The organism is Staphylococcus haemolyticus (assembly GCF_006094395.1).
GTDB classification, from domain to species: domain Bacteria; phylum Bacillota; class Bacilli; order Staphylococcales; family Staphylococcaceae; genus Staphylococcus; species Staphylococcus haemolyticus.
Map to the genome: position 1 here is coordinate 45418 of NZ_CP035291.1, position 18552 is coordinate 63969.

4 protein-coding genes and 2 pseudogenes are annotated in these 18552 nt (G+C 43.6%); 3 read left to right on the forward strand and 3 right to left on the reverse strand.

The features are described 5' to 3' along the window. Positions 1 to 56: 56 nt before the first annotated feature. The 3 genes and pseudogenes from cch1 to EQ029_RS00230 form a co-directional block, all read right to left on the reverse strand. The gene (cch1, locus tag EQ029_RS00220) at positions 57 to 1826 is read right to left on the reverse strand and encodes a cassette chromosome replicative helicase (protein WP_031870521.1); all 1770 of its coding nucleotides are present in this window, start codon (positions 1824 to 1826) and stop codon (positions 57 to 59) included. Further along, the gene (gene ssb, locus EQ029_RS00225; protein ID WP_031870522.1) at positions 1826 to 2122 is read right to left on the reverse strand and encodes a cassette chromosome ssDNA-binding protein; all 297 of its coding nucleotides are present in this window, start codon (positions 2120 to 2122) and stop codon (positions 1826 to 1828) included. The genes cch1 and ssb overlap by 1 nt, the downstream gene beginning before the upstream one ends. A 191-nt stretch (positions 2123 to 2313) precedes the next feature. Continuing rightward, positions 2314 to 3349: pseudogene (locus tag EQ029_RS00230) on the reverse strand (hypothetical protein). A gap of 242 nt (positions 3350 to 3591) precedes the next feature. Here EQ029_RS00230 and EQ029_RS00235 point away from each other — a divergent pair. The 3 genes and pseudogenes from EQ029_RS00235 to EQ029_RS12690 all read left to right on the forward strand — a co-directional run bounded on the left by EQ029_RS00235 (position 3592) and on the right by EQ029_RS12690 (position 18511). Next, positions 3592 to 4254, forward strand: a complete 663-nt coding sequence (locus EQ029_RS00235) for a hypothetical protein (protein WP_249038003.1) — start codon at positions 3592 to 3594, stop codon at positions 4252 to 4254. A 54-nt stretch (positions 4255 to 4308) separates the two neighbouring features. Beyond that, a pseudogene (locus EQ029_RS00240) lies at positions 4309 to 4800 on the forward strand (sulfite exporter TauE/SafE family protein); the annotation flags it as partial. Positions 4801 to 5014: 214 nt separating this feature from the next. Then, positions 5015 to 18511: an E domain-containing protein gene (locus tag EQ029_RS12690; RefSeq protein WP_249038004.1), complete on the forward strand. Its 13497-nt coding sequence runs from the start codon at positions 5015 to 5017 to the stop codon at positions 18509 to 18511. Positions 18512 to 18552: the final 41 nt, after the last annotated feature.

An 18552-nucleotide genomic window follows, 5' to 3' on the forward strand; every position in this document is an offset into this window, starting at 1 on the left:
TAATTCAATCAATTCATCCATTTTATTCACTCCTGCACGATTTTATCTTTAAGTTATTAAAAATCAATTAAATCATCATTCTGTTTTTTCCATGATTCAAGCATCTTTTTGTTATCCAAGTTAATTTTAGCTTTAATAGGTTCAGCATCTTTAGTTAGACCAAAAATAGACGCATATTCTGAATCTAACTTTAAATGGTAAAAGACAAGTGACTGTTTCTTGCCATAGTCATCTTTTACTGTTCTTTTTGTCGTGATTCGATCACGGTCAGATTCGATAAATCCTTTATCTCTTAGTGCATTCACGACATTGTTGACATCTTGGAAGTGCTGTTCTTTCAGCATATCTTTAAATACAGTCGCAATGATTTTGACCTCGATATAATCATCTTTTAAGGCAATTAGTCCATAATTCTCAATCATATTCTTTAACGCTGTGTCATCAGAAAATTTACCACGGTTTTGTGCTACAAATTGCGTAATGACTTCGATTGCTTTATCTGCCAGTGATCGTTCAGAGACTGTATGAGCATGATAATCAATAAAGTAATCTCTTATTTTAGCGATATCAATATCTGTAGCTAAAACACGACCTAATATTTTCGCAGATGTTGTAATGACTGCATAACGTTTAAACATACGAATACCTGTATTGTTTGCTTCACTCTTCAATTTAGCTTTAAACCAATGATGTTCATCTTTAAAACATTGAATAACTTCCTCTTCACGATTTATAAGGTATTGAGCTACTAACGGTAAAACATGACCATAGTTTAGTGCCACAGCTTTTTTAATATTGTCAGCATTGGTCGCATTTGTAGTAAATTGCTCATTAATTTCAATGGTTCTTACACGTAACCCATCGTTTTGAGCCGAATCAGTAAAAATACTGTATTCTGACGTTGAAATGACAGATGTGCCCCAATTCTTAGGCGTTTTAACTTCTCCATGAACGTTTGAACGTTGACGACCTTGACCTTCAGTGATGGAATACAATAACCCTGTTGTATCTTTAAAAGTTGCTGATGAGAGCTCGTCAAATACTATAGGTATGCCATAATTGTTACTTAAGTAACCTTCAAGGGCGTTACGTGTGCCATTCCAACTTCGAAAAAGTGTTTGATTACCTTTGGTTGGATTTCCAGCGACAGATACCGCTAAAGCTGCCGCTGTTGATTTACCGGTTGATGACTGGCCTGTAAAACTAAAGGTGATACCAGCAAATTCAACATCTTGTTTATACTTCAGAAATGCTGTCACTAAGGCAGAAATTCCAAATACGACCGCTAACTCTAGAAGAAGATGACCTTTGACTTCGTTCATATACATATTTAACCAATCTTTAAATGTCCCTTTAGGCTCTAATAGATAAGCACTATCGACAATAGGATCTAAAGATGCTAACTGATCATATTGTTTAGATGTGTAAACGGTATCTACCATTACAATGTAACCGTGGGGTGTTTCTATGATGCCCGAGCCATCATATAAATCAGAAGTAGGCAGTTCATCGCGCATTAACTGTAGTGCATAGCTCAAATCTTTTATATAACTTTCATTGATACTGTGACCATATTTAATCAAGGAAGGTAACTTGCGAGTTGTTAAAATATCAGATTCAAATGTATGTTCTTTATCCTTACCGTTAGAAATAATTATCTTTTCTGTATTTTCTGAGGCATGCCAAAATTTAGCTTCAACAACGATACAACTAGATATAGGCACTACTTTTTCCTTATCTCCATCTTTTTTAGGTGGAAAAGTTATACGCCACGCCTTTGAATCTAATTGGTATGGACCTGCTTCAAAAATGATGTAATGACTCATTAGCGAACACCTCCTTTCGAAGGGTTGCTATCATTGAGTGGATTAGGTCCGACTTTCATATATACTAAATGACCGTTGGTATTTTTACCGATAATAATAAATGGAACACGTGGCGCATGTTTTACAAAATATGCGAACCAACGCCCAACATTTTGTTGTACTGCTTTAGAACACGGCACATTTGCACGACGGTTCAAGTCATGGAAAGTAAATGTTTGTCCTTCCGGTAAATTAATTGAAATACCTAAAATTCTATTTTTTAATTTTTTAAAATCATCTTCTTGCTTGTAAGACATTTGAATTCCTCCTACTAATTAATAAAAATAGGAAAATCAAAGGTGCGCACAATTAATTTTCTTACACTTATTCTAGCCAACAAGTCATCATTTTAAAGCTTGTAAAAATATGTTAGAAATTCCGTACTAAACTGAGAAGGTTTTTGTTGACAAAAATAAAAGCGCTGATTTTACAGCGCTTTAAATAGAAGTTAATTTGAAGTTATATAAAAGTAGTCAGAAGGAGGATTATTATTATCGTTATAATGGTTTAGTGCTTTATTGATTTCATTTACTAACTTATCATGATGCTCTTTTGTTATTTTTTTTTGGATATTTGAGTTCTTTTTCTTCTAAGTCTTCTAGGGGCACCAATTCACTATTTAAGATTAATGCTAAGAGCATATTTTTAGGTACTGAAGCTTTAGTGTCTCGATGAGTAATATATTTTGCTAGTGGAAAATGAATGGCAGTTTTATCATTTTGAATAAGGTAGCTAGTTTGATTTGTTTCGATACTTTCAGCAAGTTTTGCATTTATCTCCATATCTAATACCTCTAACTCATCTAAGTAATATTCTAATAGTGAAATACGATCGATGTTAGTTATACCAGTGGTTGTAAGAATCTCTATAATTTTAGATTTAATACCAATTTCGATGTTCGAATCAATTAAGAAATAAAGGTAATATACTGTCATTGCATGAGCATAATCTTGCTGGTCGGTAATTTCATTCTTAATGAAACTATATAGGTTTTCATTAATTTTATTAGTAACATTCATGTCTTTTTTGTTCAATCCATTTTTAAAGAAGTGTAGGTAATCTGAATTATTATACAATATATCATATAATACATATAAGCTTTTGCTTTTAAAAATATAAGATTTTCCTGTTTTAAAGTTTTCGCTATTAATGCCTAGAGCATTGCAAAATTTCTTGAAATTGGCTGAAAAATTATTCTTTTCTTGAATAAACATATCATTGTCATTCAACTTTCCACCGCATTTTCTCAGTAATTCAATATTCTTTTCTATTGTATTATCATCGTCTGAATCCATTTTTAGAAGGCTATATCTTGCTATATCGCTTATATTGATAGAATATTCTTTAGGAGAACGTTCCGTATTTTTAGTATTTTCATAGTTTCTTGAATGGCTATACACTGCGCTTACATCTACTTTATCGATATCTAGTAATATTTCAAATAGTTCATCCTGCCATTTATCATTTTGATTTTTATCATTCATTTTTATCACACCTCATTAAAATAATACATAAATTATAATATATTTATTAATAATATTAGTCATAATGTCTAATTAATTTAAATGCTTTAATTTAGGAAAGAATTAGTTAAATGAAAAACTTTCTCATTTTAATGATTTTATTCGTATGCGCACTGATATTTGCTATGATCGTTATACCTAATCTTGTGAACTATATATCAGTATTATCATTAATTGTATCTATTATTACTTTCAGAATGAATATGTACTATAACAGTAAAGCTGAAGAACATAAGAAAATCGCTAACTCACCATTATTTTTATTTGATATAACAGATTATGCTTTCGAATTAGATAAAGATTTTATTAAGGATAGTGTTCGAATAGATATATTTAACTTTAAAGAAAAATGCCCATTAATATTAAATAAAGAGGCTAAATCATTGTATATAGGTAAGAATAAAAATTACTTTGCATTAAAAAATGTTGGGGAAGTGGCAAAAAATGTAGTCATCAATTCAGAAGTCGTATGGGATAAGGAAGAATTTAAAAATCATAATGAAAGATTAGCTTTTGAAGATTATACAAGAGAGTTAACGTATGATGATAATTTTTGTTATATTGCTTCAAACAATGATACATATGGATTTTCACATAAAAAATTTGACTTTAATACACATATAACTCAAGCAAAAATAAAAGGAGTTTCAAAGGATAATAATCTTTTAGTAAGTATACCTAAAGAGTTCAGTTATACAGTTAATTTTTATATTTTTGGATATATAAAAATTCCACCAAAATTATTTGTAACAATACTAGGGGAAGATTTAGAAGGAAATCAATTTAAAGATGAAATTGAAATTAAAGTCCAAAGGTATAAATTCAGTTATGTTCCGGTTCAAGCAGAGGTTACTTTATACGCTTAATATATAATAAAATAATATCTTAATTGAAAACCTCATCATTGGCTGATACGCAGAATAGTAATAGGTAGTATTCTAGGTGCATTATTAGCAACTGTATTTAATAGTCATTTTGTTAATGTAATTTATATAATCATTGCTGTGTTAGCTCTTATTCTAATGTTTATTAAAATCACACCATCTACTAGTCATATTAAGTTTAATCGCGTACTTTTAATTACAATAGGTAGTATCCTCGGTTTGGTATCCGGTATTGTAGGAGCTGGTGGAGCATTTATTATTATTTCAGTACTACTTGTTATATTTAAATTACCAATGAATATGGTTGTTACAAATAGTATTGTAATTGCATTCATTTCTTCTATTGGAGCATTTATTATTAAATTATTGCAGGGTTATATTCCTATCAATAGTGCAATACCGTTAATTTTAGGTAGTATACTATTTACTCCTCTAGGTATGAAAATAGGGCAAAAAATACCTGATTATATTCAAAAAGTGATTGTAAGTGTTTTAATCGTCTTTGCAATTATTAAGTTGATATTTTAAAAACGTGGGAGTGGGGCAACATTTATTTTGAATTTGTAGTCTCGCTCCCTAAATCAATTTATACGGTATTTAATTCAAAGGTTATTTATTAGAATCTAATCAATTTTACAAAATTTTAACAAAAAAACTTTTTCTAAATTGATATATAATAGCGGGTATGGTAATTTCAAAATAGATACTCGTATCTAACTAATTTTTAGGGGAGGTTAATTGTATGAATAAAAATTCGAAGAAGAAGCTCGATTTTCTTCCAAACAAGCTTAATAAGTACTCAATTAGACGTTTCACTGTAGGGACAGCTTCGATTTTAGTAGGAGCTACTTTAATTTTCGGTGTTGCAAATGATCAAGCAGAAGCCGCTGAGAATAACACAACTCAAAAGCAAGATGATAGTTCAGATGCAAGTAAAGTAAAAGGTAATGTTCAAACTATTGAACAATCTTCTGCAAATTCAAATGAATCTGATATTCCTGAACAAGTTGATGTAACTAAAGATACAACTGAACAAGCATCAACAGAAGAAAAAGCAAATACAACTGAACAAGCATCAACAGAAGAAAAAGCAGATACAACTGAACAAGCATCAACAGAAGAAAAAGCAAATACAACTGAACAAGCATCAACAGAAGAAAAAGCAGATACAACTGAACAAGCATCGACAGAAGAAAAAGCAGATACAACTGAACAAGCATCAACAGAAGAAAAAGCAAATACAACTGAACAAGCATCAACAGAAGAAAAAGCAAATACAACTGAACAAGCATCAACAGAAGAAAAAGCAGATACAACTGAACAAGCATCAACAGAAGAAAAAGCAGATACAACTGAACAAGCATCAACAGAAGAAAAAGCAGATACAACTGAACAAGCAGCAACAGAAGAAGCGCCAAAAGCTGAAGAAACAGAAAAAACAGCAACAGAAGAAGCACCAAAAACTGAAGAAACAGACAAAGTAGAAACAGAAGAAGCGCCAAAAGCTGAAGAAACAAGCAAAGCAGCAACAGAAAAAGCACCAAAAGCTGAAGAAACAAACAAAGTAGAAACAGAAGAAGCGCCAGCAGCTGAAGAAACAAACAAAGCAGCAACAGAAGAAACACCAGCAGTTGAAGACACAAATGCTAAGAGCAATTCAAATGCTCAACCATCAGAAACTGAGAGAACTCAAGTTGTAGATACAGTTGCTAAAGATTTATATAAAAAATCTGAAGTTACAGAAGCAGAAAAAGCTGAAATTGAAAAAGTATTACCAAAAGATATTTCAAACTTATCTAATGAAGAAATTAAAAAAATAGCTTTAAGTGAAGTACTTAAAGAAACAGCTAACAAAGAAAACGCACAACCAAGAGCAACATTCCGTTCAGTAAGCAGCAATGCTAGAACAACAAATGTTAACTATTCAGCAACAGCATTAAGAGCAGCTGCACAAGACACAGTTACTAAAAAAGGAACTGGTAACTTTACTGCGCATGGAGATATAATCCATAAAACTTATAAAGAAGAATTCCCTAATGAAGGCACGCTAACTGCATTCAATACAAACTTCAATCCTAATACAGGAACTAAAGGCGCATTAGAATATAATGATAAAATAGATTTTAATAAAGACTTTACAATTACTGTTCCAGTAGCAAACAACAACCAAGGTAATACAACAGGAGCAGATGGCTGGGGCTTCATGTTTACTCAAGGGAATGGCCAAGACTTCTTAAACCAAGGTGGTATTTTAAGAGACAAAGGTATGGCAAATGCATCTGGTTTTAAAATTGATACGGCATATAATAATGTTAATGGTAAAGTCGATAAACTCGATGCAGATAAAACAAACAATCTAAGTCAAATTGGCGCAGCAAAAGTTGGTTACGGTACATTTGTTAAAAATGGTGCAGATGGTGTGACTAACCAAGTTGGTCAAAATGCCCTAAATACAAAAGATAAACCTGTAAATAAAATAATTTATGCAGATAATACAACTAATCATCTTGATGGTCAATTCCATGGCCAAAGATTAAATGATGTAGTATTAAATTATGATGCAGCAACAAGTACAATAACTGCTACATATGCAGGAAAAACATGGAAAGCTACTACAGATGATTTAGGAATTGATAAATCACAAAAATATAATTTCTTAATTACTTCAAGTCATATGCAAAATAGATATTCTGATGGAATTATGAGAACAAATCTTGAAGGTGTAACAATTACAACGCCTCAAGCTGATTTAATTGATGATGTGGAAGTAACGAAACAACCAATTCCTCATAAAACTATTCGTGAGTTTGATCCAACTCTAGAACCAGGCTCACCTGATGTTATTGTACAAAAAGGTGAAGATGGAGAGAAAACAACAACTACACCAACTAAAGTTGACCCTGATACAGGAGATGTAGTTGAACGTGGTGAACCAACAACAGAAGTTACAAAAAATCCAGTTGACGAGATTGTACACTTTGCACCTGAAGAAGTACCACAAGGTCATAAAGATGAGTTCGATCCAAACTTACCAATTGACGGTACAGAAGAAGTACCAGGTAAACCAGGCATCAAGAATCCTGAAACAGGTGAAGTAGTAACACCTCCGGTTGACGATGTCACAAAACATGGTCCAAAAGCAGGCGAACCAGAGGTTACTAAAGAAGAAATACCATTCGAGAAAAAACGTGAGTTCAATCCAGACTTAAAACCAGGTGAAGAGAAAGTAACGCAAGAAGGACAAACTGGAGAGAAAACAACAACAACGCCAACAACAATTAATCCATTAACGGGAGAAAAAGTAGGCGAAGGTGAACCAACAACAGAAGTAACAAAAGAACCAGTAGATGAAATCACACAATTCGGTGGAGAAGAAGTACCACAAGGTCATAAAGATGAGTTCGATCCAAACTTACCAATTGACGGTACAGAAGAAGTACCAGGTAAACCAGGCATCAAGAATCCTGAAACAGGTGAAGTAGTAACACCTCCGGTTGACGATGTCACAAAACATGGTCCAAAAGCAGGCGAACCAGAGGTTACTAAAGAAGAAATTCCATATGAAACTAAACGCGTATTAGATCCAACAATGGAACCAGGTAGTCCTGATAAAGTAGCTCAAAAAGGTGAAAATGGTGAAAAAACAACAACAACACCAACTACAATTAATCCATTAACGGGAGAAAAAGTAGGCGAAGGCGAACCAACAACGGAAGTAACGAAAGAACCAATAGACGAAATTGTTAACTATGCACCTGAAATTATTCCTCATGGTACACGTGAAGAAATTGATCCAAACTTACCAGAAGGTGAAACTAAAGTTATCCCAGGTAAAGATGGCTTGAAAGATCCTGAAACTGGAGAAATCATTGAAGAACCACAAGATGAAGTAATCATCCATGGTGCTAAAGATGATTCAGATGCGGACAGCGATTCAGACAGCGATAGCGATTCAGATTCAGATAGCGACTCTGATGCGGACAGCGACTCAGACGCAGATAGCGACTCAGACGCAGATAGCGATTCAGATTCAGACAGCGACTCAGATTCAGACAGCGATAGCGATTCTGATTCAGACAGCGACTCAGACGCAGATAGCGATTCAGACGCAGATAGCGACTCTGATGCGGACAGCGACTCAGACGCAGATAGCGACTCTGATGCGGACAGCGACTCAGACGCAGATAGCGATTCTGATGCAGACAGCGACTCAGATTCAGACAGCGATAGCGATTCTGATGCAGACAGCGACTCAGACGCAGATAGCGACTCTGATGCGGACAGCGACTCAGACGCAGATAGCGACTCTGATGCGGACAGCGACTCAGACGCAGATAGCGACTCAGATTCAGACAGCGATTCAGACGCAGATAGCGACTCAGATTCAGACAGCGATTCAGACGCAGATAGCGATTCAGATTCAGATAGCGACTCTGATGCGGACAGCGATTCAGATTCAGATAGCGACTCTGATGCGGACAGCGACTCAGACGCAGATAGCGATTCAGACGCAGATAGCGACTCAGATTCAGACAGCGATTCAGACGCAGATAGCGATTCAGACGCAGATAGCGACTCTGATGCGGACAGCGACTCAGACGCAGATAGCGACTCTGATGCGGACAGCGACTCAGACGCAGATAGCGATTCTGATTCAGACAGCGACTCAGACAGCGATAGCGATTCTGATTCAGACAGCGACTCAGACGCAGATAGCGACTCAGATTCAGACAGCGATTCAGACGCAGATAGCGACTCAGACGCAGATAGCGATTCAGACGCAGATAGCGACTCAGACGCAGATAGCGATTCAGATTCAGATAGCGACTCTGATGCGGACAGCGATAGCGATTCTGATTCAGACAGCGACTCAGACGCAGATAGCGACTCTGATGCGGACAGCGATAGCGATTCTGATTCAGACAGCGACTCAGACGCAGATAGCGATTCAGACGCAGATAGCGACTCTGATGCGGACAGCGACTCAGACGCAGATAGCGACTCTGATGCGGACAGCGACTCAGACGCAGATAGCGATTCTGATGCAGACAGCGACTCAGATTCAGACAGCGATAGCGATTCTGATGCAGACAGCGACTCAGACAGCGATTCAGACGCAGATAGCGACTCTGATGCGGACAGCGACTCAGACGCAGATAGCGACTCTGATGCGGACAGCGACTCAGACGCAGATAGCGACTCAGATTCAGACAGCGATTCAGACGCAGATAGCGACTCAGATTCAGACAGCGATTCAGACGCAGATAGCGATTCAGATTCAGATAGCGACTCTGATGCGGACAGCGACTCAGACGCAGATAGCGATTCAGACGCAGATAGCGACTCTGATGCGGACAGCGATTCAGACGCAGATAGCGATTCAGATTCAGATAGCGACTCTGATGCGGACAGCGACTCAGATTCAGACAGCGATTCAGACGCAGATAGCGACTCAGATTCAGACGCAGATAGCGATTCTGATTCAGACAGCGACTCAGACAGCGATAGCGATTCTGATTCAGACAGCGACTCAGACAGCGATTCAGACGCAGATAGCGACTCTGATGCGGACAGCGATTCAGACAGCGATAGCGATTCAGATTCAGATAGCGACTCTGATGCGGACAGCGATTCAGACAGCGATAGCGATTCAGACGCAGATAGCGATTCAGACGCAGATAGCGACTCTGATGCGGACAGCGACTCAGACGCAGATAGCGATTCAGACGCAGATAGCGACTCTGATGCGGACAGCGACTCAGACGCAGATAGCGACTCTGATGCGGACAGCGACTCAGACGCAGATAGCGATTCTGATGCAGACAGCGACTCAGATTCAGACAGCGACTCAGACGCAGATAGCGACTCAGACGCAGATAGCGATTCAGATTCAGACAGCGACTCAGATTCAGACAGCGATAGCGATTCTGATGCAGACAGCGACTCAGACGCAGATAGCGACTCAGATTCAGACAGCGATTCAGACGCAGATAGCGACTCAGACGCAGATAGCGATTCAGACGCAGATAGCGACTCAGACGCAGATAGCGACTCTGATGCGGACAGCGATAGCGATTCAGATTCAGACAGCGACTCAGACGCAGATAGCGATTCTGATGCAGACAGCGACTCAGACGCAGATAGCGACTCTGATGCGGACAGCGACTCAGACGCAGATAGCGACTCTGATGCGGACAGCGACTCAGACGCAGATAGCGACTCAGATTCAGACAGCGATTCAGACGCAGATAGCGACTCAGATTCAGACAGCGATTCAGACGCAGATAGCGATTCAGATTCAGATAGCGACTCTGATGCGGACAGCGATTCAGATTCAGATAGCGACTCTGATGCGGACAGCGACTCAGACGCAGATAGCGATTCAGACGCAGATAGCGACTCAGATTCAGACAGCGATTCAGACGCAGATAGCGATTCAGACGCAGATAGCGACTCTGATGCGGACAGCGACTCAGACGCAGATAGCGACTCTGATGCGGACAGCGACTCAGACGCAGATAGCGATTCTGATTCAGACAGCGACTCAGACAGCGATAGCGATTCTGATTCAGACAGCGACTCAGACGCAGATAGCGACTCAGATTCAGACAGCGATTCAGACGCAGATAGCGACTCAGACGCAGATAGCGATTCAGACGCAGATAGCGACTCAGACGCAGATAGCGATTCAGATTCAGATAGCGACTCTGATGCGGACAGCGATAGCGATTCTGATTCAGACAGCGACTCAGACGCAGATAGCGATTCAGACGCAGATAGCGACTCTGATGCGGACAGCGACTCAGACGCAGATAGCGACTCTGATGCGGACAGCGACTCAGACGCAGATAGCGACTCTGATGCGGACAGCGACTCAGACGCAGATAGCGATTCTGATGCAGACAGCGACTCAGATTCAGACAGCGATTCAGACGCAGATAGCGACTCAGACGCAGATAGCGATTCAGATTCAGATAGCGACTCTGATGCGGACAGCGATAGCGATTCTGATTCAGACAGCGACTCAGACAGCGATTCAGACGCAGATAGCGACTCTGATGCGGACAGCGACTCAGACGCAGATAGCGACTCTGATGCGGACAGCGACTCAGACGCAGATAGCGACTCAGATTCAGACAGCGATTCAGACGCAGATAGCGACTCAGATTCAGACAGCGATTCAGACGCAGATAGCGATTCAGATTCAGATAGCGACTCTGATGCGGACAGCGACTCAGACGCAGATAGCGATTCAGACGCAGATAGCGACTCTGATGCGGACAGCGATTCAGACGCAGATAGCGATTCAGATTCAGATAGCGACTCTGATGCGGACAGCGACTCAGATTCAGACAGCGATTCAGACGCAGATAGCGACTCAGATTCAGACGCAGATAGCGATTCTGATTCAGACAGCGACTCAGACAGCGATTCAGACGCAGATAGCGACTCTGATGCGGACAGCGATTCAGACAGCGATAGCGATTCAGATTCAGATAGCGACTCTGATGCGGACAGCGATTCAGACAGCGATAGCGATTCAGACGCAGATAGCGATTCAGACGCAGATAGCGACTCTGATGCGGACAGCGACTCAGACGCAGATAGCGATTCAGACGCAGATAGCGACTCTGATGCGGACAGCGACTCAGACGCAGATAGCGACTCTGATGCGGACAGCGACTCAGACGCAGATAGCGATTCTGATGCAGACAGCGACTCAGATTCAGACAGCGACTCAGACGCAGATAGCGACTCAGACGCAGATAGCGATTCAGATTCAGACAGCGACTCAGATTCAGACAGCGATAGCGATTCTGATGCAGACAGCGACTCAGACGCAGATAGCGACTCAGATTCAGACAGCGATTCAGACGCAGATAGCGACTCAGACGCAGATAGCGATTCAGACGCAGATAGCGACTCAGACGCAGATAGCGACTCTGATGCGGACAGCGATAGCGATTCAGATTCAGACAGCGACTCAGACGCAGATAGCGATTCTGATGCAGACAGCGACTCAGATTCAGACAGCGATTCAGACGCAGATAGCGACTCAGACGCAGATAGCGATTCAGATTCAGATAGCGACTCTGATGCGGACAGCGATAGCGATTCTGATTCAGACAGCGACTCAGACGCAGATAGCGATTCAGACGCAGATAGCGACTCTGATGCGGACAGCGACTCAGACGCAGATAGCGACTCTGATGCGGACAGCGACTCAGACGCAGATAGCGATTCTGATGCAGACAGCGACTCAGATTCAGACAGCGATAGCGATTCTGATGCAGACAGCGACTCAGACGCAGATAGCGACTCTGATGCGGACAGCGACTCAGACGCAGATAGCGACTCTGATGCGGACAGCGACTCAGACGCAGATAGCGACTCAGATTCAGACAGCGATTCAGACGCAGATAGCGACTCAGATTCAGACAGCGATTCAGACGCAGATAGCGATTCAGATTCAGATAGCGACTCTGATGCGGACAGCGATTCAGATTCAGATAGCGACTCTGATGCGGACAGCGACTCAGACGCAGATAGCGATTCAGACGCAGATAGCGACTCAGATTCAGACAGCGATTCAGACGCAGATAGCGATTCAGACGCAGATAGCGACTCTGATGCGGACAGCGACTCAGACGCAGATAGCGACTCTGATGCGGACAGCGACTCAGACGCAGATAGCGATTCTGATTCAGACAGCGACTCAGACAGCGATAGCGATTCTGATTCAGACAGCGACTCAGACGCAGATAGCGACTCAGATTCAGACAGCGATTCAGACGCAGATAGCGACTCAGACGCAGATAGCGATTCAGACGCAGATAGCGACTCAGACGCAGATAGCGATTCAGATTCAGATAGCGACTCTGATGCGGACAGCGATAGCGATTCTGATTCAGACAGCGACTCAGACGCAGATAGCGACTCTGATGCGGACAGCGATAGCGATTCTGATTCAGACAGCGACTCAGACGCAGATAGCGATTCAGACGCAGATAGCGACTCTGATGCGGACAGCGACTCAGACGCAGATAGCGACTCTGATGCGGACAGCGACTCAGACGCAGATAGCGATTCTGATGCAGACAGCGACTCAGATTCAGACAGCGATAGCGATTCTGATGCAGACAGCGACTCAGACAGCGATTCAGACGCAGATAGCGACTCTGATGCGGACAGCGACTCAGACGCAGATAGCGACTCTGATGCGGACAGCGACTCAGACGCAGATAGCGACTCAGATTCAGACAGCGATTCAGACGCAGATAGCGACTCAGATTCAGACAGCGATTCAGACGCAGATAGCGATTCAGATTCAGATAGCGACTCTGATGCGGACAGCGACTCAGACGCAGATAGCGATTCAGACGCAGATAGCGACTCTGATGCGGACAGCGATTCAGACGCAGATAGCGATTCAGATTCAGATAGCGACTCTGATGCGGACAGCGACTCAGATTCAGACAGCGATTCAGACGCAGATAGCGACTCAGATTCAGACGCAGATAGCGATTCTGATTCAGACAGCGACTCAGACAGCGATAGCGATTCTGATTCAGACAGCGACTCAGACAGCGATTCAGACGCAGATAGCGACTCTGATGCGGACAGCGATTCAGACAGCGATAGCGATTCAGATTCAGATAGCGACTCTGATGCGGACAGCGATTCAGACAGCGATAGCGATTCAGACGCAGATAGCGATTCAGACGCAGATAGCGACTCTGATGCGGACAGCGACTCAGACGCAGATAGCGATTCAGACGCAGATAGCGACTCTGATGCGGACAGCGACTCAGACGCAGATAGCGACTCTGATGCGGACAGCGACTCAGACGCAGATAGCGATTCTGATGCAGACAGCGACTCAGATTCAGACAGCGACTCAGACGCAGATAGCGACTCAGACGCAGATAGCGATTCAGATTCAGACAGCGACTCAGATTCAGACAGCGATAGCGATTCTGATGCAGACAGCGACTCAGACGCAGATAGCGACTCAGATTCAGACAGCGATTCAGACGCAGATAGCGACTCAGACGCAGATAGCGATTCAGACGCAGATAGCGACTCAGACGCAGATAGCGACTCTGATGCGGACAGCGATAGCGATTCAGATTCAGACAGCGACTCAGACGCAGATAGCGATTCTGATGCAGACAGCGACTCAGACGCAGATAGCGACTCTGATGCGGACAGCGACTCAGACGCAGATAGCGACTCTGATGCGGACAGCGACTCAGACGCAGATAGCGACTCAGATTCAGACAGCGATTCAGACGCAGATAGCGACTCAGATTCAGACAGCGATTCAGACGCAGATAGCGATTCAGATTCAGATAGCGACTCTGATGCGGACAGCGATTCAGATTCAGATAGCGACTCTGATGCGGACAGCGACTCAGACGCAGATAGCGATTCAGACGCAGATAGCGACTCAGATTCAGACAGCGATTCAGACGCAGATAGCGATTCAGACGCAGATAGCGACTCTGATGCGGACAGCGACTCAGACGCAGATAGCGACTCTGATGCGGACAGCGACTCAGACGCAGATAGCGATTCTGATTCAGACAGCGACTCAGACAGCGATAGCGATTCTGATTCAGACAGCGACTCAGACGCAGATAGCGACTCAGATTCAGACAGCGATTCAGACGCAGATAGCGACTCAGACGCAGATAGCGATTCAGACGCAGATAGCGACTCAGACGCAGATAGCGATTCAGATTCAGATAGCGACTCTGATGCGGACAGCGATAGCGATTCTGATTCAGACAGCGACTCAGACGCAGATAGCGATTCAGACGCAGATAGCGACTCTGATGCGGACAGCGACTCAGACGCAGATAGCGACTCTGATGCGGACAGCGACTCAGACGCAGATAGCGACTCTGATGCGGACAGCGACTCAGACGCAGATAGCGATTCTGATGCAGACAGCGACTCAGATTCAGACAGCGATTCAGACGCAGATAGCGACTCAGACGCAGATAGCGATTCAGATTCAGATAGCGACTCTGATGCGGACAGCGATAGCGATTCTGATTCAGACAGCGACTCAGACAGCGATTCAGACGCAGATAGCGACTCTGATGCGGACAGCGACTCAGACGCAGATAGCGACTCTGATGCGGACAGCGACTCAGACGCAGATAGCGACTCAGATTCAGACAGCGATTCAGACGCAGATAGCGACTCAGATTCAGACAGCGATTCAGACGCAGATAGCGATTCAGATTCAGATAGCGACTCTGATGCGGACAGCGACTCAGACGCAGATAGCGATTCAGACGCAGATAGCGACTCTGATGCGGACAGCGATTCAGACGCAGATAGCGATTCAGATTCAGATAGCGACTCTGATGCGGACAGCGACTCAGATTCAGACAGCGATTCAGACGCAGATAGCGACTCAGATTCAGACGCAGATAGCGATTCTGATTCAGACAGCGACTCAGACAGCGATTCAGACGCAGATAGCGACTCTGATGCGGACAGCGATTCAGACAGCGATAGCGATTCAGATTCAGATAGCGACTCTGATGCGGACAGCGATTCAGACAGCGATAGCGATTCAGACGCAGATAGCGATTCAGACGCAGATAGCGACTCTGATGCGGACAGCGACTCAGACGCAGATAGCGATTCAGACGCAGATAGCGACTCTGATGCGGACAGCGACTCAGACGCAGATAGCGACTCTGATGCGGACAGCGACTCAGACGCAGATAGCGATTCTGATGCAGACAGCGACTCAGATTCAGACAGCGACTCAGACGCAGATAGCGACTCAGACGCAGATAGCGATTCAGATTCAGACAGCGACTCAGATTCAGACAGCGATAGCGATTCTGATGCAGACAGCGACTCAGACGCAGATAGCGACTCAGATTCAGACAGCGATTCAGACGCAGATAGCGACTCAGACGCAGATAGCGATTCAGACGCAGATAGCGACTCAGACGCAGATAGCGACTCTGATGCGGACAGCGATAGCGATTCAGATTCAGACAGCGACTCAGACGCAGATAGCGATTCTGATGCAGACAGCGACTCAGATTCAGACAGCGATTCAGACGCAGATAGCGACTCAGACGCAGATAGCGATTCAGATTCAGATAGCGACTCTGATGCGGACAGCGATAGCGATTCTGATTCAGACAGCGACTCAGACGCAGATAGCGATTCAGACGCAGATAGCGACTCTGATGCGGACAGCGACTCAGACGCAGATAGCGACTCTGATGCGGACAGCGACTCAGACGCAGATAGCGATTCTGATGCAGACAGCGACTCAGATTCAGACAGCGATAGCGATTCTGATGCAGACAGCGACTCAGACGCAGATAGCGACTCTGATGCGGACAGCGACTCAGACGCAGATAGCGACTCTGATGCGGACAGCGACTCAGACGCAGATAGCGACTCAGATTCAGACAGCGATTCAGACGCAGATAGCGACTCAGATTCAGACAGCGATTCAGACGCAGATAGCGATTCAGATTCAGATAGCGACTCTGATGCGGACAGCGATTCAGATTCAGATAGCGACTCTGATGCGGACAGCGACTCAGACGCAGATAGCGATTCAGACGCAGATAGCGACTCAGATTCAGACAGCGATTCAGACGCAGATAGCGATTCAGACGCAGATAGCGACTCTGATGCGGACAGCGACTCAGACGCAGATAGCGACTCTGATGCGGACAGCGACTCAGACGCAGATAGCGATTCTGATTCAGACAGCGACTCAGACAGCGATAGCGATTCTGATTCAGACAGCGACTCAGACGCAGATAGCGACTCAGATTCAGACAGCGATTCAGACGCAGATAGCGACTCAGACGCAGATAGCGATTCAGACGCAGATAGCGACTCAGACGCAGATAGCGATTCAGATTCAGATAGCGACTCTGATGCGGACAGCGATAGCGATTCTGATTCAGACAGCGACTCAGACGCAGATAGCGATTCAGACGCAGATAGCGACTCTGATGCGGACAGCGACTCAGACGCAGATAGCGACTCTGATGCGGACAGCGACTCAGACGCAGATAGCGACTCTGATGCGGACAGCGACTCAGACGCAGATAGCGATTCTGATGCAGACAGCGACTCAGATTCAGACAGCGATTCAGACGCAGATAGCGACTCAGACGCAGATAGCGATTCAGATTCAGATAGCGACTCTGATGCGGACAGCGATAGCGATTCTGATTCAGACAGCGACTCAGACGCAGATAGCGATTCAGACGCAGATAGCGACTCTGATGCGGACAGCGACTCAGACGCAGATAGCGATTCTGATGCAGACAGCGACTCAGATTCAGACAGCGATAGCGATTCTGATGCAGACAGCGACTCAGACGCAGATAGCGACTCTGATGCGGACAGCGACTCAGACGCAGATAGCGACTCTGATGCGGACAGCGACTCAGACGCAGATAGCGACTCAGATTCAGACAGCGATTCAGACGCAGATAGCGACTCAGATTCAGACAGCGATTCAGACGCAGATAGCGATTCAGATTCAGATAGCGACTCTGATGCGGACAGCGATTCAGATTCAGATAGCGACTCTGATGCGGACAGCGACTCAGACGCAGATAGCGATTCAGACGCAGATAGCGACTCAGATTCAGACAGCGATTCAGACGCAGATAGCGATTCAGACGCAGATAGCGACTCTGATGCGGACAGCGACTCAGACGCAGATAGCGACTCTGATGCGGACAGCGACTCAGACGCAGATAGCGATTCTGATTCAGACAGCGACTCAGACAGCGATAGCGATTCTGATTCAGACAGCGACTCAGACAGCGATAGCGATTCAGATTCAGACAGCGATTCAGACGCAGATAGCGACTCTGATGCGGACAGCGATTCAGACAGCGATAGCGATTCAGATTCAGATAGCGACTCTGATGCGGACAGCGATTCAGACAGCGATAGCGATTCAGACGCAGATAGCGATTCAGACGCAGATAGCGACTCTGATGCGGACAGCGACTCAGACGCAGATAGCGACTCTGATGCGGACAGCGATTCAGACGCAGATAGAGATCATAATGACAAAACAGATAAACCAAATAATAAAGAGTTACCAGATACTGGTAATGATGCTCAAAATAATGGCACATTATTTGGTTCACTATTCGCTGCGCTTGGAGGATTATTCTTAGTTGGCAGACGTCGTAAAAACAAAAATAATGAAGAAAAATAATATTTAAACTTCATAATTTTGGGTAAAATTTAAAACCAGGC

Excerpts from the sequence above, each read along its gene's own strand:
- cch1 (WP_031870521.1), bottom strand. The coding sequence starts at position 1,826 with ATGAGTCATTACATCATTTTTGAAGCAGGTCCATACCAATTAGATTCA.
- ssb (WP_031870522.1), bottom strand. The coding sequence starts at position 2,122 with ATGTCTTACAAGCAAGAAGATGATTTTAAAAAATTAAAAAATAGAATT.
- EQ029_RS00235 (WP_249038003.1), top strand. The coding sequence starts at position 3,592 with ATGTACTATAACAGTAAAGCTGAAGAACATAAGAAAATCGCTAACTCA.
- EQ029_RS12690 (WP_249038004.1), top strand. The coding sequence starts at position 5,015 with ATGAATAAAAATTCGAAGAAGAAGCTCGATTTTCTTCCAAACAAGCTT.